Annotated in this window: 21 protein-coding genes and 1 riboswitch; of the genes, 15 read left to right on the top strand and 6 right to left on the bottom strand. The window is 72.1% G+C overall.

Going from position 1 to position 24329, the window contains the following annotated elements; genetic code table 11:
• Positions 1 to 32: 32 nt before the first annotated feature.
• The 10 genes from ACIP2X_RS27420 to ACIP2X_RS27375 all read left to right on the top strand — a co-directional run bounded on the left by ACIP2X_RS27420 (position 33) and on the right by ACIP2X_RS27375 (position 11585).
• Complete coding sequence (locus ACIP2X_RS27420; protein ID WP_401677398.1) at positions 33 to 1451, top strand: RsmB/NOP family class I SAM-dependent RNA methyltransferase; 1419 nt, start codon at positions 33 to 35, stop codon at positions 1449 to 1451.
• A gap of 88 nt (positions 1452 to 1539) precedes the next feature.
• Complete coding sequence (rpe, locus tag ACIP2X_RS27415) at positions 1540 to 2226, top strand: ribulose-phosphate 3-epimerase (protein ID WP_401677396.1); 687 nt, start codon at positions 1540 to 1542, stop codon at positions 2224 to 2226.
• Positions 2227 to 2315: 89 nt separating this feature from the next.
• A complete protein-coding gene (locus tag ACIP2X_RS27410; RefSeq protein WP_401677394.1) occupies positions 2316 to 3359 on the top strand; it encodes a sugar-binding transcriptional regulator in 1044 nt (347 codons plus the stop codon).
• A 73-nt stretch (positions 3360 to 3432) separates the two neighbouring features.
• A complete protein-coding gene (locus ACIP2X_RS27405) occupies positions 3433 to 3747 on the top strand; it encodes a barstar family protein (protein WP_401677392.1) in 315 nt (104 codons plus the stop codon).
• Positions 3748 to 3879: 132 nt separating this feature from the next.
• Positions 3880 to 5325, top strand: coding sequence for a GuaB1 family IMP dehydrogenase-related protein (locus tag ACIP2X_RS27400; protein ID WP_401677390.1), 1446 nt, complete (start codon positions 3880 to 3882; stop codon positions 5323 to 5325).
• 363 nt (positions 5326 to 5688) lie between these two features.
• The gene (locus tag ACIP2X_RS27395) at positions 5689 to 7158 is read left to right on the top strand and encodes an amino acid permease (RefSeq protein WP_401677388.1); all 1470 of its coding nucleotides are present in this window, start codon (positions 5689 to 5691) and stop codon (positions 7156 to 7158) included.
• A 10-nt stretch (positions 7159 to 7168) separates the two neighbouring features.
• Positions 7169 to 7621, top strand: coding sequence for an Lrp/AsnC family transcriptional regulator (locus ACIP2X_RS27390; protein ID WP_385385848.1), 453 nt, complete (start codon positions 7169 to 7171; stop codon positions 7619 to 7621).
• A 79-nt stretch (positions 7622 to 7700) separates the two neighbouring features.
• Positions 7701 to 8846, top strand: coding sequence for an MFS transporter (locus ACIP2X_RS27385; protein WP_401678292.1), 1146 nt, complete (start codon positions 7701 to 7703; stop codon positions 8844 to 8846).
• Between the two features lie 198 nt (positions 8847 to 9044).
• Positions 9045 to 9833: a carbon-nitrogen hydrolase family protein gene (locus ACIP2X_RS27380; RefSeq protein ID WP_401677385.1), complete on the top strand. Its 789-nt coding sequence runs from the start codon at positions 9045 to 9047 to the stop codon at positions 9831 to 9833.
• 54 nt (positions 9834 to 9887) lie between these two features.
• On the top strand, positions 9888 to 11585 hold the full coding sequence (locus ACIP2X_RS27375; RefSeq protein WP_401677384.1) for a flavin monoamine oxidase family protein: 1698 nt from the start codon (positions 9888 to 9890) through the stop codon (positions 11583 to 11585).
• A gap of 2 nt (positions 11586 to 11587) precedes the next feature.
• Here ACIP2X_RS27375 and ACIP2X_RS27370 read toward each other — a convergent pair whose 3' ends face one another.
• The 4 genes from ACIP2X_RS27370 to ACIP2X_RS27355 all read right to left on the bottom strand — a co-directional run bounded on the left by ACIP2X_RS27370 (position 11588) and on the right by ACIP2X_RS27355 (position 16039).
• Positions 11588 to 12517, bottom strand: coding sequence for an LLM class F420-dependent oxidoreductase (locus tag ACIP2X_RS27370; protein WP_401677382.1), 930 nt, complete (start codon positions 12515 to 12517; stop codon positions 11588 to 11590).
• A 104-nt stretch (positions 12518 to 12621) separates the two neighbouring features.
• A complete protein-coding gene (locus ACIP2X_RS27365; protein WP_401677380.1) occupies positions 12622 to 13308 on the bottom strand; it encodes a DUF5995 family protein in 687 nt (228 codons plus the stop codon).
• Between the two features lie 91 nt (positions 13309 to 13399).
• Entirely contained in the window at positions 13400 to 14776 is a 1377-nt protein-coding gene (locus ACIP2X_RS27360) for a uracil-xanthine permease family protein (protein WP_401677378.1), read from the bottom strand.
• A 42-nt stretch (positions 14777 to 14818) separates the two neighbouring features.
• On the bottom strand, positions 14819 to 16039 hold the full coding sequence (locus ACIP2X_RS27355) for an MFS transporter (RefSeq protein ID WP_401677376.1): 1221 nt from the start codon (positions 16037 to 16039) through the stop codon (positions 14819 to 14821).
• A 117-nt stretch (positions 16040 to 16156) separates the two neighbouring features.
• On the opposite strand from ACIP2X_RS27355, the gene ACIP2X_RS27350 reads away from it, so the two are divergent.
• Positions 16157 to 17467, top strand: a complete 1311-nt coding sequence (locus ACIP2X_RS27350; RefSeq protein ID WP_401677374.1) for an ROK family transcriptional regulator — start codon at positions 16157 to 16159, stop codon at positions 17465 to 17467.
• Positions 17468 to 17470: 3 nt separating this feature from the next.
• On the opposite strand, the gene ACIP2X_RS27345 is transcribed toward ACIP2X_RS27350, so the two are convergent.
• Together ACIP2X_RS27345 and ACIP2X_RS27340 are read right to left on the bottom strand one after the other, a co-directional pair.
• Positions 17471 to 18226: an SDR family oxidoreductase gene (locus ACIP2X_RS27345; RefSeq protein ID WP_401677372.1), complete on the bottom strand. Its 756-nt coding sequence runs from the start codon at positions 18224 to 18226 to the stop codon at positions 17471 to 17473.
• Between the two features lie 205 nt (positions 18227 to 18431).
• A complete protein-coding gene (locus ACIP2X_RS27340) occupies positions 18432 to 20783 on the bottom strand; it encodes a chitinase C-terminal domain-containing protein (protein WP_401677370.1) in 2352 nt (783 codons plus the stop codon).
• 216 nt (positions 20784 to 20999) lie between these two features.
• A riboswitch (FMN riboswitch) is annotated at positions 21000 to 21130 on the top strand.
• A gap of 143 nt (positions 21131 to 21273) precedes the next feature.
• Between ACIP2X_RS27340 and ACIP2X_RS27335 the strand changes: the two genes are divergently transcribed.
• The 4 genes from ACIP2X_RS27335 to ribH are packed head-to-tail and all read left to right on the top strand — an operon-like array spanning position 21274 to position 24318.
• A complete protein-coding gene (locus ACIP2X_RS27335) occupies positions 21274 to 21876 on the top strand; it encodes a riboflavin synthase (protein ID WP_401677368.1) in 603 nt (200 codons plus the stop codon).
• Entirely contained in the window at positions 21873 to 22517 is a 645-nt protein-coding gene (locus ACIP2X_RS27330) for a nicotinamide riboside transporter PnuC (RefSeq protein ID WP_401677366.1), read from the top strand. Before ACIP2X_RS27335 ends, ACIP2X_RS27330 begins: the two co-directional genes overlap by 4 nt.
• A complete protein-coding gene (locus ACIP2X_RS27325) occupies positions 22514 to 23812 on the top strand; it encodes a bifunctional 3,4-dihydroxy-2-butanone-4-phosphate synthase/GTP cyclohydrolase II (protein WP_401677364.1) in 1299 nt (432 codons plus the stop codon). The genes ACIP2X_RS27330 and ACIP2X_RS27325 overlap by 4 nt, the downstream gene beginning before the upstream one ends.
• 20 nt (positions 23813 to 23832) lie before the next feature.
• The gene (ribH, locus tag ACIP2X_RS27320) at positions 23833 to 24318 is read left to right on the top strand and encodes a 6,7-dimethyl-8-ribityllumazine synthase (protein WP_401677362.1); all 486 of its coding nucleotides are present in this window, start codon (positions 23833 to 23835) and stop codon (positions 24316 to 24318) included.
• The last annotated feature ends 11 nt before the right edge of the window (positions 24319 to 24329 follow it).

Raw genomic sequence — 24329 nt, 5'->3', positions numbered from 1 at the left:
CACCGCAAGACAGAGATCCGGAGCACCTTTACGTGAGCGACACCCCCCGTCGGCCCCGCACGCACGGCAAGCCCTATCGCCGGCCCAAGAAGGACCCCGTCCGCGTCCTCGCCTTCGAGGCGCTGCGGGCCGTCGACGAGAGGGACGCCTACGCCAACCTCGTGCTGCCGCCGCTGCTGCGCAAGGCGCGCGAGGGCGGGGACTTCGACGGGCGGGACGCGGCGCTGGCGACGGAGCTGGTGTACGGGACGCTGCGCCGCCAGGGAACGTACGACGCCGTGATCGCGGAGTGCGTCGACCGCCCGCTCCGGGAGGTCGACCCGCCGGTCCTGGACGTGCTGAGCCTCGGCGCGCACCAGTTGCTGGGGACGCGGATCCCCTCGCACGCGGCGGTCTCCGCCACCGTGGAGCTGGCCCGGGTCGTGCTCGGCGACGGGCGGGCCAAGTTCGTGAACGCCGTGCTGCGCAAGGTCGCGCAGCACGATCTCGACGGCTGGCTGGAGCGGGTCGCGCCGCCCTACGACGAGGACCCCGAGGACCATCTCGCCGTGGTGCACTCGCACCCGCGCTGGGTCGTCTCCGCGCTGTGGGACTCGCTCGGCGGCGGGCGCTCCGGCATCGAGGACCTGCTGGCGGCCGACAACGAGCGGCCCGAGGTGACGCTGGTCGCGCGGCCCGGACGGGCCACCGCCGAGGAGCTGCTGCGCGAGGACGCCGCCGTGCCGGGGCGCTGGTCGCCGTACGCCGTGCGGCTCACCGAGGGCGGCGAGCCCGGCTCGATCGAGGCCGTGCGCGACGGGCGTGCCGGTGTCCAGGACGAGGGGAGCCAGCTGGTCGCGCTGGCGCTCGCGAACGCGCCGCTCGACGGGCCCGACGAGAAGTGGCTGGACGGGTGCGCGGGTCCGGGCGGCAAGGCGGCGCTGCTGGCCGCCCTCGCCGCCGAGCGGGGGGCCTTGCTGCTCGCCTCGGAGAAGCAGCCGCACCGGGCTGGGCTGGTGGCCAGGGCGCTCGACGGCAATCCCGGCCCTTACCAGGTCATCGCCGCCGACGGGACCCGGCCGCCGTGGCGGCCCGGCTCCTTCGACCGGGTGCTGATGGACGTGCCGTGCACCGGGCTCGGCGCGCTGCGCCGGCGCCCCGAGGCCCGCTGGCGGCGCCGCCCGGAGGACCTCGAGGGGTTCGCCCCGTTGCAGCGCGGCCTGCTGCGCACGGCGCTGGAGTCCGTGCGGGTCGGCGGCGTCGTCGGGTACGCCACCTGCTCGCCGCACCTGGCGGAGACCCGCGCGGTGGTCGCGGACGTGCTCAAGCAGTTCCCCGAGACGGAGCTCGTCGACGTCCGGCCGCTGCTGGCGGGCGTGCCGGACCTCGGTGACGGGCCGGACGTACAGCTGTGGCCGCACCGGCACGGGACGGACGCGATGTATCTGGCGCTCCTGCGGCGCACGGGCTGACGGCCCGGGGCGCGGGCGGAACATCCGAAGAGCGTCCGATATCCCGACCGACGCGAACATCCGTGCAAGGACATGGCACGCTTAGGTCATGGCCGCGCAGATCAACCCCAGCATCCTGTCCGCCGACTTCGCCCGTCTCGCCGACGAGGCGCGGGCGGTCGAGGGGGCCGACTGGCTCCACGTGGACGTCATGGACAACCATTTCGTCCCGAACCTCACGCTCGGCGTGCCGGTCGTGGAGTCGCTGGCCCGTGCGACGGACATCCCGCTGGACTGCCATCTGATGATCGAGGCCCCCGACCGGTGGGCCCCGCAGTACGTGGAGGCGGGCGCCTCTTCCGTCACCTTCCACGTCGAGGCGGCCGCGGCGCCGGTCCGGCTGGCCAGGGAGATCCGGGCCAAGGGCGCCCGGGCGTCCATGGCGCTGAAGCCGGCCACGCCCATCGAACCGTACGAGGATCTGCTGCCCGAGCTCGACATGCTGCTGATCATGACCGTGGAGCCGGGCTTCGGCGGACAGGCGTTTCTCGACATCATGCTGCCGAAGATCCGCCGCACCCGTGAACTGATCCAGAAGCACGGACTGGAGCTGTGGCTCCAGGTCGACGGCGGGGTCTCGGACGCGACCGTCGAGCGCTGCGCGGAAGCCGGCGCCGACGTGTTCGTGGCCGGATCCGCCGTGTACGGGGCCGACGATCCGGCCGCCGCGGTGCGGGCCCTGCGCGCCAAGGCGGAGACCGCGACGAAGCACGCGGCATGGGCGTGCGACCACTGAGCCACGGTTACGTGAACGGCGCCCGTCGGGCGCCCAGCAGGGCTGATCAAGCGCGCCGTATCTGCAAGGATGAACGGCGAATCCAGAGTGTGAACAGCAGTGAGGAGATCGCCGTGTCGGGTATGTCGGCGGGCCGGTCAGCCATGCGGATGGGACCCGCAGAGCTGGTGCAGGCGGCGGCCATGGCCCGCCGCTTCTACCTCGAGGGAAAGTCCAAGATCCAGATCGCGGAGGAGTTCGGCGTCAGCCGCTTCAAGGTGGCCCGGGTCCTGGAGACCGCCCTCGAACGGGATCTCGTACGCATCGAGATCCGTGTCCCGGCCGAACTGGACGCCGAGCGCTCGGACGCGCTGCGCGCCCGGTACGGCCTCAGGCACGCCGTCGTGGTCGAGTCCCCGGCCGAGGCCGAGGAGACGCCGGACCCGGAGAACCTGGGCGAGGTGGCCGCCGAGCTGCTCGGCGAGCTGGTCGACGAGGGCGATGTGCTCGGGCTGGCCTGGGGCCGGTCCACCATCCACATGGCCGCCGCCCTCGACAAGCTGCCGCCCTGCACGGTCGTGCAGCTGACCGGTGTCTACGACGCCGGCACCGCCGAGCGCGGCTCCGTCGAGGCGGTCCGCCGGGCCGCGCAGGTCTCCGGGGGCGACGCCCACCCCATCTACGCGCCGATGCTGCTCCCGGACGCCGCGACCGCGGCCGCGCTGCGTCACCAGACCGGGATCGCCCGGGCCTTCGAGTACTTCGACAAGGTCACGGTCGCCTGTGTCTCCATCGGCTCCTGGGAGCCCGGCATCTCCACGGTGCACGACATGCTCAGCGACGAGGAGCGCTCTCACTACGCCTCCCTCGGCGTCGCCGCCGAGATGTCCGCGCACCTCTTCGACGCCGACGGCCGCCGGGTCGGACGGGACCTGGGGGAGCGGTGCATCACGGTCAAGGCCGACCAGCTGCGCCGTGTCCCCGAGGTCGTCGCGATAGCGGGCGGGCAGCGCAAGGCGGCCGCCATCGACGCGGTGCTGCGGTCGGGCCTCGTCACCAGCCTGGTCACGGACACGTCCGCGGCCGACTACCTGATGGCGGCCGGGCCGACGCCGCGGCCGGCACTGAACAGGGCCGACCCGGACGGCCCCTGACGGATGGTCGGACGGGGGAGCCGGGCCGGCGCGCCGCCGCGGCTCTCCCGTCCGTGACGACGAGGGGTGCGGGATGACGGATCGCGTGGTGACCCTCGACCTCGACGGGGTCGTGGACAAGGCGGGACTGATGGACCGCTGTGCCGGGGCGCTCCAGCTGCCCGGCTGGTTCGGCCGCAACTGGGACGCGCTCGCCGACAGCCTGTCCGACCAGGGCGTATGGCCCGGGGACGCCGCCGAGCGGGGGCTGCTGGTGGTCGTACGGAACTGGCGGGGCTACGCGCGGGAGCGGCCGAAGGAGTGGGAGACGGCGCAGGAGGTGTTCGCGCAGGCCGCGGACGCGGCGCCGGGCCTGACCGTGGCCCTCGCCCTTGGAGGATCCTCCTAAAGACCCCCTGACCTGCCTGGACGAAGCCACCGGGCATCGCATTCCGGTCGCCATGGGACAATGAAGTACGTGCTCTTCTCCCCTGGCTGACCTGTCCGGGGGCCACCTCTGATCGACTGGGATGTGCAGCACGTGCGTTTCCTCAATGACATCCAGCCCTCGTACGACCTCACGTACGACGACGTGTTCATGGTGCCGAGCCGCAGCGCGGTCGGCTCCCGTCAGGGCGTGGACCTCAGCTCCCCGGACGGCACGGGCACCACGATTCCGCTCGTCGTCGCCAACATGACCGCCATCGCCGGCCGCCGCATGGCCGAGACCATGGCGCGGCGCGGCGGCCTCGTGGTCATCCCGCAGGACATCCCGAACGACGTCGTCACCGAGGTCGTCTCCTGGGTGAAGAGCCGCCACCTCGTCCTCGACACCCCCATCGTGCTCGCCCCGCACCAGACCGTCGCCGACGCGCTCTCCCTGCTCCCCAAGCGGGCCCACAACGCCGGAGTGGTCGTAGACGAGGACAACCGCCCGATCGGTGTCGTCACCGACCGCGACCTCACCGGCGTCGACCGCTTCACCCAGCTCGAAGTGGTCATGTCCAAGGACGAGCTGCTGCTGCTCGACGCCGACATGGACCCGCGCGAGGCCTTCAACACCCTCGACCACCACAACCGGCGCTACGCCCCCGCCGTCGACGCCGACGGCAAGCTCGCCGGCATCCTCACCCGCAACGGCGCGCTGCGCGCCACGCTCTACACGCCGGCCGTCGACGCGCACGGCAAGCTGCGCATCGCCGCCGCCGTCGGCATCAACGGCGATGTGGCGGGCAAGGCCAAGCAGTTGCTCGACGCGGGCGTCGACACGCTCGTCATCGACACCGCGCACGGCCACCAGGAGTCGATGATCAGCGCCATCAAGGTGGTGCGCGCCCTCGACCCGCAGGTGCCGGTCGTGGCCGGCAACATCGTCTCCGCGCAGGGCGTGCGCGACCTGATCGAGGCGGGCGCCGACATCATCAAGGTCGGTGTGGGCCCGGGCGCCATGTGCACCACCCGGATGATGACCGGCGTGGGCCGGCCGCAGTTCTCGGCGGTGCTGGAGTGCGCGGCCGAGGCGAAGAAGTACGGCAAGCACGTGTGGGCCGACGGCGGTGTACGCCACCCCCGTGACGTGGCGATGGCGCTGGCCGCCGGTGCCTCCAACGTGATGGTCGGCTCCTGGTTCGCGGGGACCTACGAGTCGCCGGGCGACCTCCAGCAGGACGCGGGCGGCCGCTTCTACAAGGAGTCGTTCGGCATGGCCTCCGCGCGTGCGGTGGCCAACCGCACGTCCGAGGAGTCGGCGTACGACCGCGCCCGCAAGGGCCTGTTCGAGGAGGGCATCTCCACCTCCCGCATGTTCCTCGACCCGGCACGCCCCGGTGTGGAGGACCTGATCGACTCGATCATCGCGGGCGTCCGCTCCTCCTGCACCTACGCCGGCGCGGCCTCCCTGGAGGAGTTCGCCGAGAGGGCCGTCGTCGGTATCCAGAGTGCCGCGGGCTACGCCGAGGGCAAGCCGCTGCACGCCAGCTGGAGCTGAGCCAACGTCTTTTCGCACGGCCCCCGTTGTCCCGTCCGCCGGGAACGGCGGGGGCCGTGCGGCATGTCCGGGCACCCGTGGGCGCGCCCGGCGTGGGCGGCCACGGGGCCGGGCGGCACAGGGCCGGCGCGGGTCGCGCGCAACGCCGCACAGCCGCCGTGCAACGAAGGCTCACCGAGCCCGGAGGAACGCAATGATCTTGCACGCACACGCAAGGTTGCTGCATTACACCGGCAACGCCCCTGCTCATAGGCTGTCGCCTCGTACGTGGCGTGGCGGGGACCCCGCTCGGCGGGTCCCCTGACGTCGAGGGGTGCCGCCTGTCCCCGTCGGCCTGACCGGCAGCAACGAAGGAGCCAGCGCGTGCTCGACCAAGGCGCACCCCCGCAGCACAGCAGTCGGATCGACCCCGCGTCCCCAGGGGTCGGCGCGCGTCTGCTGCGCCGCAAGCCCGTGGAACGCCTGGTCGCGGAGGGCGGCCAGGGTGAGGGGGGCTCGCTGCGGCGCTCCCTCGGGATGTGGCAGCTCACCATGATCAGCATCGGTGCCACCCTCGGCACCGGCATCTTCGTGGTGCTCGGCGACGCCGTTCCCGAAGCCGGGCCGGCGGTCACCCTGGCGTTCGTCATCGCGGGTCTCACCGCCCTGTTCTCGGCCCTGTCGTACGCCGAGCTGGCGGGCAGCATCCCGGTCGCGGGCTCCTCCTACTCGTACGCTTACGCAACGATGGGCGAACTCGTCGCCTGGGTCTGCGGCTGGTGCCTGGTCCTGGAGTACGGCGTGTCGGTCGCGGCCGTGGCGGTCGGCTGGGGCGAGTACCTCAACGAACTGCTCGACGGGACGATCGGCGTCACCCTCCCCTCCGCGCTGTCCTCGGCGCCCGGCGAGGGCGGCATCATCAACCTGCCCGCGCTGATCGTCGTCCTGCTGGCGATGGTCTTCCTGCTCGGCGGCGTCCGCGAGTCCGCCCGCGCCAACACGGTCATGGTCGCGGTGAAGATCGCCGCGCTGGTGCTCTTCTGCGCCGTCGGCTTCACGGGCTTCAAGTCCGGCAACTACGCCGACTTCATGCCGCTCGGCATGGCGGGCGTCAGCGCCGCCGGTGCCACCCTGTTCTTCTCCTACATCGGCTTCGACGCCGCCTCCACCGCCGGTGAGGAGGCCAAGAACCCCAAGCGGGACCTGCCGCGCGCGATCATGCTCTCGCTGATCATCGTCACCGCGCTGTACGTGCTCGTCGCGGCGGTCGCCGTCGGCGCCTGGCACTGGACCGAGTTCGAGGGCTCGAACGCCTCCCTCGCCGCGATCATGAACGATGTCAGCGGCCAGAGCTTCTGGGGCACCCTGCTCGCCCTCGGCGCGGTCATCTCCATCGCCAGTGTCGTCCTGACCGTGCTCTACGGCCAGACCCGCATCCTCTTCGCGATGTCCCGCGACGGCCTGGTGCCCAAGGCGCTCGGCAAGGTCCACGAGAAGACCGGCGCGCCCCGCCTCAACACGGTCCTCGTGTCCCTGTTCTGCGGGGTGCTCGCCGCCATGATCCCGCTCGGCAAGCTCGTCGACGCCACCAGCATCGGCACGCTGTTCGCCTTCGCGCTGGTCAACATCGCGGTGATCGTCCTGCGCCGCCGGCGTCCGGAGCTGGAGCGCACCTTCAAGGTGCCGTTCGGGCCCGTGCTGCCGGTGCTGGGCTTCGTCTTCTGCGCGTACAACATGTTCAGCCTCGACACCGTGACCTGGGTGGTCTTCGGGTGCTGGATGGCCGCCGGTCTCGTGTTCTACTTCCTGTACGGCTACCGCCGTTCCCGTCTCGCCGCACCCGAAGCGAAGTGAACCACCCGCAGTGCTGAACGATCTCGACGAACGCATCGTGCACGCCCTCGCCGAGGACGCCCGCCGCTCCTACGCGGACATCGGGCAGCTCGTCGGCCTGTCCGCGCCGGCCGTCAAACGCCGCGTGGACCGGCTGCGCGCCACCGGCGCCATCACCGGGTTCACCGTCCGGGTGGACCCGTCGGCGCTCGGCTGGGAGACCGAGGGGTTCGTCGAGATCTACTGCCGGCGCAACACCTCGCCGGAGATCATTCAGCGGGGCCTGGAGCGCTACCAGGAGGTCGTGGCCGCGTCCACCGTCACCGGGGACGCGGACGCGATCGCCCAGGTCTTCGCCTCCGACATGCGCCACTTCGAACGGGTCCTGGAGCGGATCGCGGGGGAGCCGTTCGTGGAGCGGACCAAGTCCGTGCTCGTCCTGTCGCCGCTGCTGCGCCGCTTCTCCTCGGGATCGCCCACCTGATCCCGGCGCGCCGTCTACCATCGCTTGCATGACGTGGCGACATTGACCTTCACCCGCCCCTGAGCCAGGCGTCCGGCGACTGACCCGGACGCTGTACTGCTACGCCTTCCTGGACGACTTCGTCCTGCTGTACCCGGTCTACGCGCTGCTCTTCGGCGACACCGGGCTGTCCCTCGGACAGATCTCCTCCCTCTTCGCGCTGTGGTCGGTCACCGGCGTGCTCCTGGAGGTCCCCTCCGGCGCGTGGGCCGACGCCGTCTCGCGTCGGCTGCTGCTGCGCGTCGGCCCCGTGCTGACCGCCGTCGGCTTCGCCCTGTGGGTGCTCACCCCGTCGTACTGGGCGTTCGCGCTCGGGTTCGTCCTCTGGGGCGCCGGCGGGGCGCTCGGCTCGGGTGCGCTGGAGGCGCTGGTCTACGAGGAACTGGACCGGCTGGGCGCGGCCGCCGCCTACGCGCGGGTGACGGGCCGGGCCCGTGCCGCGGGCCTGGTGGCCGTGACGGCGGCCATGGGGCTGGCCGGACCGGTGCTCGCCGCGGGCGGATATCCGCTGGTCGGGGCGGCGAGCGTACTGACCTGTCTGCTGACCGCGGCCGTCGCGGCCCGATTCCCTGAGCACCGGCCCGCGCCGGAGGAGAGCGAGAGCTGGTTCGCCACGCTGCGCGCCGCCGGGCGTCCCGGGCGGCAGGTCACCGGCGCCCTGCTGCTCGTCGCGGCCGTCGGCTCGGTGTGGGGCGCGCTCGACGAGTACACCCCTCTCCTCGTCCGCGACACCGGCGTACCGGACTGGGCCGGGCCCTATCTGCTGCTGATGATCTGGGCGGGGGCCACCGGCGGCAGCCTGCTCGCCGGGCCGGCCGAGCGCCTGCGCACAGCCGGGTTCGCGGGCCTGCTGGCCGGCTCCGCGCTGGCCCTCGCCGTGGGCGCGACGGCCCGGTCGCCGGCCGGACTCGTGCTGGTGGCCGTCGCCTTCGGCGGCTTCCAGCTGGCGAACGTGCTGGCCGACGCCCGCCTCCAGCGACGGATCGACGACGGCACGCGGGCCACGGTCACCTCGCTCGGGGGACTGGGCACCGAACTGGCCACGGTCGCGGTGTTCGGCGCCTACGCGGTGATCGGCTCGGCGACCGGGCACGGCACCGCCTTCGCCGTGTTCGCGGTGCCCTACCTGGTGACCGCCGCGCTGGTGGCGCTCGGACGGGGCCGGCGGCGCACTCCTCGAAACTGACGTCGAGGCATCGTTTCCGCAGGTGAACCGGGCGGAGCGGGCGTCCGGCGGGGGGGCGCGCAACGAATCGCCGGATGGCGCGCGACGGACGCAACGAACCGGCCGTCGGCGCGCAACGGCTCCGCCTTGTCCGGCCGTGCCCGCCGCCCGTACCGTCTACGTGGCCCCCACACCCATTCGTCCCGGTGAGGAACACGCATGCGCACCGCCCTGCTCCAGAGCTCCGGCCGGCCCGGCTCCACCGCCGAGAACCTGAAGGTCCTCGACGAGGCCGCGGGCCGTGCCGTCGCGTCCGGCGCGGGTCTGCTGGTCGCGCCGGAGATGTTCCTGACCGGCTACGCGATCGGCGACGACATCGCCCGCCTCGCCGAGCCCGCCGACGGTGACGCCACCGACACCGTGGCCGAGATCGCCTCGCGGCACGGCCTGGCCATCGCGTACGGCTACCCGGAGCGCGCCGGGGACACGGTCTTCAACTCGGCCCAGCTGATCTCCGCCGACGGCACGCGCCTCGCCAACTACCGCAAGACCCACCTCTTCGGCTGCTTCGAGCGCGACCACTTCACGCCGGGTGAGCAGCCCGTCGTCCAGGCCGAGCTGGACGGGCTGCGGGTGGGGCTCATGATCTGCTACGACGTGGAGTTCCCGGAGAACGTCCGCGCGCACGCCCTCGCGGGCACCGATCTGCTGCTGGTCCCGACCGCGCAGATGCACCCGTTCCAGTTCGTCGCGGAGTCCCTGGTGCCGGTGCGGGCCTTCGAGAACCAGATGTACGTGGCGTACGTCAACCGGGTCGGCCAGGAAGGCGAGTTCGAGTTCGTGGGGCTGTCCACCCTCGCCGGGCCGGACGGATTCGCCCGCACCCGCGCCGGACGCGGTGAGGAACTGGTCCTCGCCGAGGTGGACCCCGCCTTCCTCGCCGCCTCCCGCGAGGCCAACCCGTATCTGAAGGACCGCCGCCCCGGCCTCTACGGGTCCCTGGTCTGACGCCCCGCCCCCACGCACCCTGATCTTCCGTTCCGCGCAAGGAGTCCGTACCCCATGACGTCCACGGTGCCCAACGCCGTCGAGCACGCCGACGAGCAGCAGCCGCCGATCACCATGTTCGGCCCGGACTTTCCTTACGCGTACGACGACTTCCTCGCCCACCCGGCGGGCCTCGGCCAGGTGCCGGCGACCGAGCACGGTGCCGAGGTCGCGGTCATCGGCGGCGGCCTGTCCGGCATCGTGGCCGCGTACGAGCTCATGAAGATGGGCCTCAGGCCCGTCGTGTACGAGGCCGACCGGATCGGCGGCCGGCTGCGCACCGTCGGCTTCGACGGCTGCGACCCCGAGCTCACCGCCGAGATGGGCGCGATGCGCTTCCCGCCCTCCTCCACCGCCCTCCAGCACTACATCGACCTCGTCGGCCTGCAGACCCGCCCCTTCCCCAACCCGCTGGCCGAGGGAACCCCCTCGACCGTCGTCGACCTCAAGGGCGAGTCGCACTACGCCGAGACCGTCGAGGACCTGCCGCAGGTCTACCGCGACGTGGCCGCGGCGTGGAACAGGTGCCTGGAGGAGGGCGCCGACTTCTCCGACATGAACCGGGCGATGCGCGAGCGCGACATCCCGCGCATCCGCGAGATCTGGGCCCGGCTCGTCGAGAAGCTCGACAACCAGACCTTCTACGGCTTCCTCTGCGACTCCGACGCCTTCAAGTCCTTCCGGCACCGGGAGATCTTCGGCCAGGTGGGCTTCGGCACCGGCGGCTGGGACACCGACTTCCCCAACTCCATCCTGGAGATCCTGCGGGTCGTCTACACCGAGGCCGACGACCACCACCGCGGGATCGTCGGCGGCTCGCAGCAGTTGCCGCTGCGGCTGTGGGAGCGCGAGCCGGAGAAGATCGTGCACTGGCCCCACGGCACGTCGCTGGCCTCGCTGCACGAGGGCGGCGAGCCCCGTCCGGCCGTGACCCGGCTGCACCGCACCGCCGGCAACCGGATCACGGTGACCGACGCGCACGGCGACATCCGCACCTTCCGGGCGGCGATCTTCACCGCCCAGTCCTGGATGCTGCTGTCCAAGATCCAGTGCGACGACTCGCTCTTCCCGATCGACCACTGGACCGCCATCGAGCGCACCCACTACATGGAGTCGTCCAAGCTCTTCGTCCCGGTGGACCGGCCCTTCTGGCTGGACAAGGACGAGGCCACCGGCCGTGACGTCATGTCGATGACGCTCACCGACCGCATGACCCGCGGCACCTACCTGCTGGACGACGGCCCGGACAAGCCGGCCGTGATCTGCCTGTCGTACACCTGGTGCGACGACAGCCTGAAGTGGCTGCCGCTGTCCGCGAACGAGCGGATGGAGGTCATGCTGAAGTCGCTCGGCGAGATCTATCCGAAGGTCGACATCCGCGGGCACATCATCGGCAACCCGGTGACCGTCTCCTGGGAGAACGAGCCCTACTTCATGGGCGCGTTCAAGGCCAACCTGCCCGGCCACTACCGCTACCAGCGGCGCCTGTTCACGCACTTCATGCAGGACCGGCTGCCCGAGGACAAGCGGGGCGTCTTCCTCGCAGGCGACGACATCTCCTGGACGGCCGGCTGGGCCGAGGGCGCCGTCCAGACCGCGCTGAACGCGGTCTGGGGCGTCATGCACCAGTTCGGCGGGGAGACCGACGCGGCCAACCCCGGCCCCGGCGACGTCTACGACGAGATCGCGCCGGTGGAGCTTCCGGAGGACTGAGGTCAGATCCCGGCCGCGCGGGCCTGTTCGTAGACCCGCGCGGCCACGTCCTTGAGTTCCTCGCCGTCCCTCGGGGTGCCCTGGAGGTCCAGCAGGAGCTCCTCCACACCGATCCCGGCGTACGGCACCAGGTCCTCGACGATCTGCTCGACGCTGCCCTGGAAGGGCTGCCGGTCGGACCCCTCGTACGCCTTGGCGGAGTACGAGGCGTTCACGCGCACCACCGTCCGGATCGGTTCCGTGCGGCCGCGCTCCTCGGCCAGCTCCCGCAGCGTGCTCCACTGCGCGGCCAACGCGTCGGACGACATGGCCACCGGCACCCAGCCGTCGGCGTGGTCGACGAGTCGGCGCAGCGCCCGCGGGCTGCTCCCGGCGAGCAGGACGGGGATCGGCCGGGCGGGCTTCGGGCCGACCAGGGCCGGCGCGATCTTCGTGACCCGCCCGTCGTACCGGACCGGGTCCGGACCCCAGACCGCACGGCACACGGCGATCAGTTCGTCCAGGACCTTGCCGCGCTCCTCGAACGGCCGGACCGACGCCGCCGCGTACTCGTCGTGGGACCAGCCGGTGCCGAATCCGGCGACCACCCGGCCGCCGGTCGCCGCGTCCAGGCTCGCCAGGGCCTTGGCCAGCTGGAACGGCACGTGCAGGGGCGCCACCAGCACGCTCGTGCCCACCTCGGCCCGCTCGGTGGCCGCGGCGGCCAGCGTGAGCGTCACCAAGGGGTCGGCGACATGCCGGTACTCGTCGGGCCAGGGCAGGCCCTCGATGCCGTACAGGCCCTGCGTGGCGGGCTCGGGGAACAGGGCGCGCTCGAAGACCCACAGGCTGCGGTAGCCGATGCGCTCGGCCTCGCGCGCCACGTCGGGCACGTCCTTGCCGAGGTCGTACTGCCGCATCTGGGGGAGGCCGAGGCCGAGCCGGATCGCCATACCTTGTGCTCCTTCGCAGTAGGGGTACCCGACGGGCAACGCGTCGCGGACGCACGGAAGTTCTGTGCGGCGGCAGCGCAGGTCGGGGCCGTCGGGTCGTCGGGTCAGTCGGGAAGCGGGGTGAGCAGCATGCGGCCCGCGAAGCCCACCGCCGCGTCCAGGCGGTCGGTGAACTCGGCGGCGAGGTCGGGCAGACGGCGCAGCGCCCACAGGGCACGCGCGGCCGACCAGGTCGCGTCCCGGGCGCGCTCCAGGCTCCACGCACCGAGCAGATGGGTGAGCGGGTCGGCGATCTGGAGCAGGTCCGGACCCGGCATCAGATCTTCGCGGATGCGCTCCTCCAGCGTCACGAGGAGGTCGCCCACCCGGTCGAACTCGTCCTCCAGCTCGACCGGGTCGCAGTCGAGCGCGCGGCAGGCGTCCACGACGGCGAGGGCCAGATCGTGCCCGATGTGGGCGTTGATGCCCGCGAGCGCGAACTGCAGCGGCCGTACGCCCGGATGGCGGCGGAACTGGAACAGGGGCCGCCAGCAGGCCGGTGGGCGCCCGTCCGCGGCGGCCGCGTCGACGGCCGCGAGATAGCGCTCCGCGAACCGCACGTCCAGCGTGGCCGCGGCCCGGGCGTCGGGGAAGGCCCCGGCCTCGATGCGGCGGCCGACGGACTCGGTGACGGCGAGGTAGACACGGTTGAAGACCGCGACCCCGTCCCGCGCGGGCAGGGCCGCGGCCAGCGCGCGCATCCGGGAGACGACCACGTCCACCGGAGTGGTGAGCTCTTCCAACTGCGTCATGGGGGCAGCGTCCCAGTCCTGGGCCGGCCGGCGGGGCGGCGAGCCCGGCGGTTCCCCGGAACGGGCGAACGCCGGGGCCGCCGTCGTGCGCCTAGGACCGGGTGTCGTAGCTCGACGTGCCCTCGTCCAGGAGCGGAGTCTGCGACTTGAGGTGGGCCGGGGCGAACGCGCGCAGCGCGTGGTAGCCGACGATGACGACGAGCGTGCCGAGGGCGATGCCGCTCAGCGAGAACGTGTCGGTGAACTCCATCGAGACGTTGCCGACGCCGATGATGATGCCCGCCGCGGCCGGTACGAGATTGAGCGGGTTGCGCAGGTCGACCCGGGCGCTGAGCCAGATCTGGGCGCCGAGCAGGCCGATCATGCCGTACAGGATGACGGTGATGCCGCCGAGGACGCCGCCGGGGATCGCCGCCACCACCGCGCCGAACTTCGGGCAGAGGCCGAAGAGCAGGGCGAAACCGGCGGCGGCCCAGTAGGCGGCCGTGGAGTACACGCGGGTCGCGGCCATCACGCCGATGTTCTCGGAGTACGTGGTGTTGGGCGGGCCGCCGACCGCGGTGGACAGCATGGAGCCGACGCCGTCGGCGGCGATCGCCGTACCGAGCTTGTCGTCGAGCGGGTCGCCGGTCATCTCGCCGACCGCCTTGACGTGCCCGGCGTTCTCCGCGACCAGCGCGATGACCACGGGCAGCGCGACCAGGACCGCCGACCACTCGAACGACGGGCCGTGGAAGGCGGGCAGGCCGATCCAGTCGGCGTCGGCGACACCCGAGAGGTCCAGGCGCCAGTGGTCGGTGAGCTTGCCGCTCGCGTCGACCGAGTGGATGCGGCCGAAGATCCGGTCGAAGGCCCAGGAGACGCCGTAGCCGAAGAGCAGCCCCAGGAAGATCGCGATCCGGGACCAGAAACCACGCAGACAGACGACGGCCAGCGCGGTGAAGGCCATGACCAGCAGGGCGGTCCACTGGTCCTGCGGCCAGTACGTGGTCGCCGTGACGGGCGCGAGGTTGAAGCCGATCAGCATCACCACCGCGCCGGTCACGATCGGCGGCATCGTCGCGTGGATGATCCGGGCGCCGAAGCGCTGCACGGCCAGTCCCACGAGGAAGAGCGCGGCACCGACGACCAGGACCGCGCCCGTCACGGTCGCGCTGGTGCCGCCCTGGGCCCGGATCACCGCCGCGACGCCTACGAACGAGAGGGAGCAGCCGAGGTAGCTCGGCACCCGGCCGCGGGTCGCGAGCAGGAAGATGACGGTGGCGACACCGGACATCATGATCGCGAGGTTGGGATCCAGGCCCATCAGGACCGGTGCCACGAAGGATGCCCCGAACATCGCCACCACGTGCTGGGCGCCGAGCCCGACGGTGCGCGGCCAGGACAGCCGCTCGTCGGGCCGGACCACCGCCCCGGGGGCCGGGGTGCGTCCGTCACCGTGAAGTTTCCAGCGGACGCCGAGATCCATGGGAGGTGTCGCTTTCGTCGTACGTGCAGTGCCGGACCATTGTCAGGTCTGGTCGCGGGTGCTCCCTACCCGAGGGCCGGCGGCGGCCACGACCTTCGGCCGGTCCCGGTCGCCGGAGCGCAGCACGCCCGCGAACACGGCGAGCCCGCCGGACAGGACGGTCACCAGCGCGAACGACACCACCAGGCTCGTCGCCTGGGCCAGCGTGCCGATCGCGCTCGGGGCCACCAGGCCGGAGGTGTACGTGATGGTGGCGACGCCCGCGATGGCCAGGCTCGGGTTGGGGCCGCTGCGGCCCGCCGCCGCGAAGCACAGCGGGACGACCACCGCGATGCCCAGACCCGTCAGCGCGAAGCCGGACATGGCCAGCGCCGGGTGGTCGGCGAGGACGATCAGCAGCCCGCCGGCGAAGGCGAGGACACCCCCGACCCGGACGGTGCGGACCGAGCCGTACCGGTCCACCACCTTGTCACCCGCGAGCCGGGCGATCGCCATGGTGAGCGTGAAGCCGGTGGTGCAGGCCGCCGCGAGTCCGGCCGACGTGCCGAGCTCGTCCTCCAGGTAGATCGCCGACCAGTCCAGGCTCGCGCCTTCCGCGAAGACCGCGCAGAAGCCGACCGCGCCGATCAGCAGCGCCGACCTCGGCGGCAGCGCGAAGCGGGGCGGGGGTTCCTCGTCCTCGGCGGGCTGGAGGTCCAGCACCCAGGTGCACGCGAGCAGGCCCAGCAGGGTGAGAGCGCCGGCCGCCAGCGCGTGGTGCAGCCGGGCGTCCGTGCCGAGGTGCGCGGCGAGCGTGCCGCCGGCCGAGCCGATCAGGGCGCCGGCGCTCCACATGCCGTGCAGGCCGGACATGATCGAGCGGCCGAGGCGGTTCTCGACCTCCACGCCGAGCGCGTTCATCGCGACGTCCGCCATGCCGGCCGTGGCGCCGAAGGTGAACAGGGCGAGGCACAGCGCGAGCAGATTGGGCGCCAGGGACGGCAGGAGCAGCGACAGCGTCCACAGCGCGAGCAGTCCCCGCAGGGCGGTCCGGGCGCCGAAGCGATGGCTGATCCGGCCGGCGAGCGGCATCGCGAGGGACGCGCCGAGGGCGGGGAAGGCGAGCGCGAGGCCGAGCTGGCCGGGGCTCACCGAGGCGTGGTCCTGGATCCAGGGGACCCGGGTGGCGAACGAGCCGGTGACCGCGCCGTGCACGGCGAACACGGCCGCCACCGCGTACCGGGCGCGTACCACCTCTCGGTGCTGGTAGACCACGTCACTCATGTTCCCGCCCCTTGTCCCGTCCTCTGGCGCCGATCGCGTCCGGCGGTAAATTATCAGGGACCCTGCCTGATAGATAGAGGGCGAGGGCCCGACCGGCCCATCTGGAAGGATCCCGGCATGCCCGCATCCCCGAGCACCGCCCGAGCCATCAACGACCGGCTCGCCCTGCGGCTGTTGCAGCAGGAGGGGCCGTTGACGGCCGGGCAGCTGAAGCAGTTGACCGGCCTGTCCCGGCCGACCGTGGCCGACCTCGTCGAACGCCTCTCCGCCGCCGGCCTGATCGAGGTCGTCGGCGAGGCGGGCGAGCTGCGGCGCGGCCCCAACGCCAAGCTGTACGGCATCGTCGCCGACCGCGCCCACCTGGCCGCACTCGACGTCCGCACCGAGGGCGTCTCCGTGATCGTCTCCGACCTGCTCGGCCGGGTGCTCGCGGAGGCCTCCGTGCCGATCGGCGACGACACCGGCACCGGACCCGCGGTGGAGCAGGCGGTCGCCCTGGTCGAGCGGACGGCGAAGGAGGCGGGGGCGCAGTCGCTGCACACCGTCGGCATCGGCGCACCGGGCCTGATCGACCCCGCCACCGGCGAACTCCGCGACTCCTCCGGCCTGCCCGCCTGGCACCGGCGCCTCGTCGCCGCCCTCCAGGAACGGCTTCCCGAGGCCCGGGTCATCGTCGAGAACGAGACCAACCTCGCGGCGCTCGCCGAACAGCGTGAGGGAGCCGCGAGGGACCGGGACACCTTCGTGCTGCTGTGGCTCGGGCAGGGCACGGGCGCGGCGGTGGTGCTGGACGGGTCGCTGCGGCGCGGGGCGTCCGGCGGCACGGGCGAGATCGGGTTCCTGCCGGTGCCGGGGACGGGCGGGCTGCCGACGGCGACGGACTGCGCGGGCGGCTTCCACTCGCTGGCGGCGGCCGGCGCGATCGTGGAGCTGGCGAAGGGGCACGGGCTGCGGCTGCCCGGGAGCGGCACCGGCCTGGAGGCGGCGGAGGTGGTGCGGCGGGCGGTGAAGGCGGCGGAGGCGGTGCGGGGGGACGCGGGTCCGGCGGACGTGGTGCGGCGGGACGCGGAGCCGGTGGGGGAGGGGCCGGGGGTCGTGAGGTCGGCGGGGGGTGCGGAGTCCGGTGAAGGTGCGGAGTCCCGTGAGGGTGACGCACGGTTCCTGGACGCCCTCGCCGAGCGGTGCGCGCTCGGGGTCGCCTCCGTCGTCGCCGTGCTGGACCCCGGGTGCCTGGTGCTCGGCGGGGAGGTCGGCCGGGCCGGGGGCGAGGTGCTCGCCGGGCTGGTCGGGCAACGGGTGCGGCGGATGTCGCCGCTGGTCACCGAGGTGCGGGCCAGTGTCCTGGGCGGCGGCGCCGTACTGCGCGGAGCACTGCTGACGGCGCGGGACCGGGCCCAGGACGAGGTGTTCGCGCCTCCGGGGAAGTAGGCGTCAGACCCTCGGGGCGCCCCTGATGCGCACCGCGACGTACTCCTCGAACGTGCCCTTCCCGACGGCCTGCTCCGGTGTCAGGTGCCCGCCGTCGCGGAACGCGCCGTAGGTCCGGCCCCACAGCGGCACGTTCACGATCTTGCGGCGGCGGCCCGTGGCCCTGAGGTACGTGCGCGCCAGGGACTCGAACGTGCGCACCTCGGGGCCGCCCATGTCCGCGACCCGCCGCGCCGGCCCGCCGGTGGCCAGCCCCGCGAGCCGTGCCGCGACCTCGGTGACCTCGATGGGCTGGTCCTTCAGCCCGGCCGGCAGCACCAGCACCGGCGGTCTGGTCAAGGTGTCGAACACCCGGACGAGCAGATCGTGGAACTGCGTGGTGCGCAGCAGGGTCCAGCCCAGACCCGACTCCTCGATCAGCCGCTCCACCGCGAGCTTCGTCCGGTAGTAGCCGAGCGGCACCCGGTCGACCCCAACGATCGAGATGTAGAGCAGATGGCCCACCCCGGCCCGCCGCGCCGCCGCGACCAGATGCGCGGTGGCCTCCTCGTCACCGCCGCCCGGCGTGCTCGCACAGTGCACGACCGTGTCCACGCCGGCGACGGCGCGGTCCAACACCGGGCCGCCCTGGCGCAGGTCGACGGCGTACGGCTGGGCGTGGCGGCTGAGCACCCGCACGGCGTGGCCGTCCGCGCGCAGCCGCTCGGAGACGACCCGGCCGAGGGTTCCGGTTCCGCCGGTCACCAGGATCGTGGTCATGGTCAGTCCCTTCGGACGCGTTGCGCTCCGAGGGGAGCGCCTTTCGCCGGCGGGGACCGAGTAGCCCTCCTGCGGTGCGGACAACCGCCGTGGCGGCACCGCGTCGGCACGCGAGCGGCATCCGATCGGGTGCCGCGCGTCCTTGGGGAGACCCGGCGGCGGGCAAGGGCCGTCGTCACCGCCGCCGGGTCCGTTCCGTACGGGGTCAGCAGACGCCGAGGTCCTGCCAGACCCCCCACTCGCCGGTGGTGCCGGGCTCCTCGCCCTTCGTCCACCACTTGGCCTTCCACGAGTGCCCACGATGGGCCACCGTGGCACCTCCGCCGTACTCGGTCACGGCGTTCCAGGCCGGATTCGTGCACTGCCCCGTGCCGCCCGTCGGGCTCGCGGTGGGCGAGGGCGTCTGCGAGGGCGTCGGCGTCGGGGTTCCCGTCCCGGGCTCCACCACCGTCGTGCCCCGTGCCAGATCCGCCGCGAGCGCGTACGTCCTCCCGCCGAACGTCACCGTCCAGTTCGACGGCGTCGACACGGGGAGGTAGTAGACGAAGTCCAGCTCCACCGAGGCGCCCGGTGCCAGCGTCTGCCAGGCCGGAAGCTTCAGCGAGACCCGGTGGTGGTCGCCCTTCAGACCGCCGACGTTCGGCCCGGTGTGATCGCTGCGGATCACCGAAGTGCCCCAGCCCGACTGGTCCTTGGCGTTGCCCGGTGCCGAAGTGCCGTAGTCGAAGCGGAACTCCGTACCGCCGGGCAGCGTCGCGTTCGTCCGGTTCGTGATCTTCAGCTTGGGGCCGATCGGGTAGTTGGAGTCGCCGAGCGGGAACTGCCCGAGCTCGACCTCGATGTTGAGCGCCTCGGACGGCAGGTCGATCGTCGAGCGCTTCGTGCCGTACGGCGAGGCGGACTTGAACTTCTCGTACATCGCCGTCGTCAGCGTCGACCCCGGCTCGTACTGCCCCTTGGCCGCGTTCCACCCGTAGTCGCCGGCCAGTTCCCAGATCATCGTGCCGCCGATGCCCCGGTCGACCACGTAGTCCGCCTTGGCGCGCACGGACTGCTCATCCTCCGTGGACAGGAAGACCTTCTTCTCGGCGTTCCACAGCCAGGGCGCGACCAGCGTGGCGTCGTACTTCCGGGCGTAGGTCCCGGTCAGCGTCGTCCCGGCCGGGAAGCCGTACCGCGTCACGTAGTCGCCGACGACGCCCCTCTCCAGGTTCTTGGCGTGCCACATCGGGTTGGAGCCGGCGGGCGACTCCCTGCCGTTGTCGTCCTTGTCGTGCCACAGGTTGTCGATGCCGACGGCGCCGTCACCGCACTTGGTCAGCCCGGAACCGGCGGGGCAGTTCGTGGCGGGGGCCCTGCCCCACAGGCCGTCGGTGCCGCCGGTGACGTTCTTGAATCCGCGGGTGTAGTAGGGCAGGCCGATGTTGATGCGCCCGGCCGGCATCGAGCCGCGGAAGTAGTGGTACGCCCAGTCGGTGTTCAGATAGCCGAGGCCGCCGTACTGGGACGTGGAGTAGACGCCCGCCGCGGCGAGTTCCGCGTCCTTGCCGTCGTCGAAGAGCGAGGCGTTGGGTCCGACGTACTCGTTCCAGGCGCCGTGCAGGTCGTAGGACATGATGTTGACGTAGTCCAGGTACTTCTGGACCTGGAAGGTCTCCATACCGCGCAGCAGGTATCCGGACGAGGGCGCCGCCACCGTCAGCAGGTAGTGCCTGCCGTCCGCCGCGCCCGCGCGGTCGAGCTTCTCGCGCAGGGTCTTCATCAGGGCGGCGTAGCCCTTGACCAGCCCGGCCCGGCGGGCGTTCGCGAGCGGCCAGTCGAGCGGGTGGCCCGCGTCCTTCATGGTCGTCGGGTACTCGTAGTCGATGTCGACGCCGTTGAAGCCGTACTTCCTGAGGAAGTCGACGGCCGAGTTCGCGAAGGTGTCGATGCCGGCCTGGTTGACCGAACCGTCGGCGTTGGTGGCCATCGCGTAGAAGCCGCCGGAGTCCACGCGCGTGCCGTCGGCGTCGAAGTAGCCGCCGGTCTCGGCCCAGCCGCCGACCGAGATCAGCGTCTTGACGTCCGGGTGCTGCTTCTTGAACTTGCTCAGCAGGTTGAAGTGGCCCTTGTAGGGGAGCGCCGGGTCCATCTCGGCGCCGGTCACCCCCGGCCAGGTCATCCCGGTCGCCGGGTTCGTGGCGCCGTCCGCGCCGACGGAGATCCTGTTGCCGCCGTCGACGTGCGCGAAGGCGTAGTTGATGTGGGTGATCTTGTCCCATGGGATGTCCGAGGCCAGATAGGCGGGTGTGCCGTCCTTGCCGGTGCGCCAGCCGGTGAAGTAGCCGATCACCCGGCGCTGGTGGTCGGCGCCCATCTTCTCCCGCCCGGCCGAGTCGTAGACCGAGCAGTACGGGACGTCCACGCCCGCGGTCCGGTGGAGGCCGTCGGGGCGGCAGGTCTCCTGGTCGGCGGCGTGCGAGACGGTGGCGGGGAGGCTCGCGAGGACCAGGCCCGCCACGGCCGCCGCGGCGGCGAGGAGGGCGGGTCTGGTTCTGTGACGTGAGGGGGACAGCACGATCGGTTCCTCTCCACGGAGTTGCGCAGACCCTAGAGAGGACTAGACCAGTGCGTCAATAGGTCTGTACCAATTCCCAAGGGGGCATCGAGGCCCGGGAGTTGAGGCACGATTCCGGTCGCCTGAGAAGTCCAGCGACGCACCTTGTGAGCCACCCCACATCACTCTCCCGCATGGACGCCGATCGGTCGTGGCACACTGGCCGTGTACCAGTAGCAGCGCACTCCGGGGTCGGTGAAAGTCCGAACCGGCGGTTACAGTCCGCGACCCGGTCGCCTCCAGCGACCGGTTGACCAGGTGAAATTCCTGGACCGACGGTTAAAGTCCGGATGGGAGGCAGTGCGCGGCGAGCGGGCATTCGTGCGCGCCGCCGACCGTGATCGTCCCTCGTGGGACGTGTCCGTCCGGCGTCGCCCCGGTGTTCTCACTCGTGCTCTGCCGTCTCGGCAGCCCCGGAGTCCGTGCCCGAAATGGCAGGAGGACCCGGGAAGTGTTCACCGGAATCGTCGAAGAGCTGGGCGAGATCACCGCCGTCGAGAACCTCGGCGACGCCTCCCGCTTCCGGCTCCGTGGCCCCGTCGTCACCGAAGGGGCGCAGCACGGCGACTCCATCGCCGTCAACGGCGTGTGCCTCACGGTCGTCGAGCACGAGGGCGACGAATTCACCGCCGACGTCATGGCCGAGACCCTCAAGCGTTCCAGCCTGGGCGTCCTCGCCGTCGGCTCCCGCGTCAACCTCGAACGGCCCACCGCCGTGGGCGCCCGGCTGGGCGGCCACATCGTGCAGGGCCACGTCGACGGCACCGGCACCGTGCTGGAGCGCACCCCCTCCGAGCACTGGGAGATCGTCAGGATCTCGCTCCCGGCGGAGCTGGCGCGCTATGTCGTCGACAAGGGCTCCATCACCGTCGACGGCATCAGCCTCACCGTCGTCGAGGCCGGCCCGGACCACTTCACCGTCAGCCTGATTCCCACCACCCTCGCGCTGACCACCCTCGGCCTCAAGCAGCCCGGCGACCCGGTCAACCTCGAGGTCGACGTCATCGCCAAGTACGTGGAGCGGCTGCTGGGCGGTCAGGGGGCCGGCCGGTGAACTGGCTCAACTCCGAGGCGTTCAGCCTCTTCGGCCAGCACATCAAGTGGTCCGACATGATCGGCAACGTGATCGGGCTGCTCGCCCTGGCGCTCGGCTGGCGCCGCTCGATCTGGACCTGGCCCGCCCAGTTCGTCTCCGGCCTGATCCTCTTCGCGGCCTTCGCCACCGCCCACCTCTCGGGCAGCGCGGGCAAGCAGATCGTCGTCATGCTCGTCGCCGTATACGGCTTTCGGCAGTGGAACCGCGGCCGGCAGCAGGCGCAGGACGGCTCGATCGCCGTCCGGTTCGCCACCTGGCGCGAGCGCGGTGCGCTGCTCGGCGCGGCGGCGCTCGGCACCCTCGCGGTCGGCGGCCTGTTCACGGCGGTCCCGTCCCTGTCCTGGGACCCCTGGCCGGACGCCTACATCTTCGTCGGCACGGTCGTCGCCATGTACGCCCAGGCGCGCGGCATGGTCGAGTTCTGGTTCGCCTGGCTCCTCGTCGACCTGGTCGGCGTGCCCCTGAACTTCGCCAACGGCTTCGCCTTCTCCGGCTTCGTCTACGTCATCTACGGCGCACTCGTCCTGTGGGGCATGCGCGACTGGTGGCTGCGCTCCCGCAGGGACACGCGGCCCGTCCTGGAAGGAGCACCGGCATGACCGCGGCCCCCGTCCTCTACAGCACCGAGTACACCGAAGACCTCACCGACCTCTCCCTCGACCCCGTGGAGCAGGCCGTCGCCGACATCGCGGCCGGCCGCCCGGTCGTGGTCGTCGACGACGAGGACCGCGAGAACGAGGGCGACCTCGTCATCGCCGCCGAGAAGGCGACCCCCGAGATCGTCGCCTTCATGATGAGCGAGTGCCGCGGCCTGATCTGCGCCCCCATGGAGGCGGAGGAGCTGGACCGCCTGCGGCTCCCGCAGATGGTCGAGGACAACACCGAGTCGATGAAGACCGCCTTCACCGTCTCCGTGGACGCCTCCGCCGCGCACGGTGTCACCACCGGCATCTCGGCCTCCGACCGCGCGACCACGCTGCAACTGCTGGCGAGCGGCACCGCCGAGCCCACCGACCTCGTCCGGCCCGGCCACGTCTTCCCGCTGCGCGCCCGGTCCGGCGGTGTCCTCACCCGCAACGGCCACACCGAGGCCGCGGTCGACCTCGCCCGCCTCGCGGGCCTGCGCCCGGCCGGCGCGATCGTCGAGATCGCCGGCGAGGACGGCCGGATGCTGCGGCTGCCCGAGCTGGTCCCGTTCGCCCGCAAGCACGGCCTGACGATCATCTCCATCGAGGACCTGATCGCCTACCGGCGCACCTCCGAGCCCACCGTCCGCCGCGAGGCCGAGACCCGGCTCCCCACCGTCCACGGCACCTTCACGGCGTACGGCTACCGTTCCGTCGTCGACGGTGTCGAGCACGTCGCCCTCGTGCACGGCGACCTCGGCGACGGCAAGGACGTCCTGGTCCGCGTCCACTCCGAGTGCCTGACCGGCGACGTCTTCCACTCCCTGCGCTGCGACTGCGGCCCCCAGCTGGAGGCCTCCCTGGAGCGCATCCAGGCCGAGGGCCGGGGCGTGGTGGTCTATCTGCGCGGACACGAGGGCCGCGGCATCGGCCTGCTGTCCAAGCTCCGGGCGTACGAGCTCCAGGAGCGCGGCCGGGACACCCTCGACGCCAACCTGGAGCTGGGCCTGCCCGCCGACGCCCGCGACTACGCGGCCGGCGCGCAGATCCTGGCCGACCTGGGCGTGCGCAGCGTCCGCCTGATGACCAACAACCCCGACAAGACCGACGCGCTCGTGCGGCACGGCATCGACGTCACCGAGCGCGAGCCGATGCCCGTACAGGCGGGCGAGCACAACCTCCGGTACCTGCGCACCAAGCGGGACCGGATGGGCCACGACCTGCCCTGGCTGGACACGCCTGCCGTGACCACCTGCGGCAACCAGTAAGAGAACGACCGAGGAGAAACGTGAGCGGCAAGGGCGCACCGGAACTGTCCGTACGCAACGTGGGTGACCTTCGGGTCGCCGTCGTCGCGGCGCAATGGCACGAGAAGGTGATGGACGGTCTGGTGGACGGCGCGCTGCGCGCCCTGCACGATCTGGGCATCGACGAACCGACCCTGTTGCGGGTCCCCGGCAGCTGGGAGCTCCCGGTCGTCGCCAAGGTCCTCGCGGGCCGCGGCTACGACGCGGTCGTCGCCCTCGGCGTCGTCATCCGCGGCGGCACCCCCCACTTCGAGTACGTGTGCCAGGGCGTCACCCAGGGCCTGACCCAGGTCTCCGTCGACACCGGCGTCCCCGTCGGCTTCGGCGTCCTCACCTGCGACACCGAGGAACAGGCCCTGGACCGGGCCGGCCTGGAGGGCTCCAACGAGGACAAGGGACACGAGGCGGTGACGGCGGCGGTGGCGACCGCGGCTACGCTCCGTTCGGTGTCCGAACCCTGGCGTTAGGTCGGGCGGGG

Source organism: Streptomyces sp. NPDC089424, assembly GCF_044749345.1.
Classification (GTDB): domain Bacteria; phylum Actinomycetota; class Actinomycetes; order Streptomycetales; family Streptomycetaceae; genus Streptomyces.
This window is presented reverse-complemented; position numbering and strand designations above follow the sequence as displayed.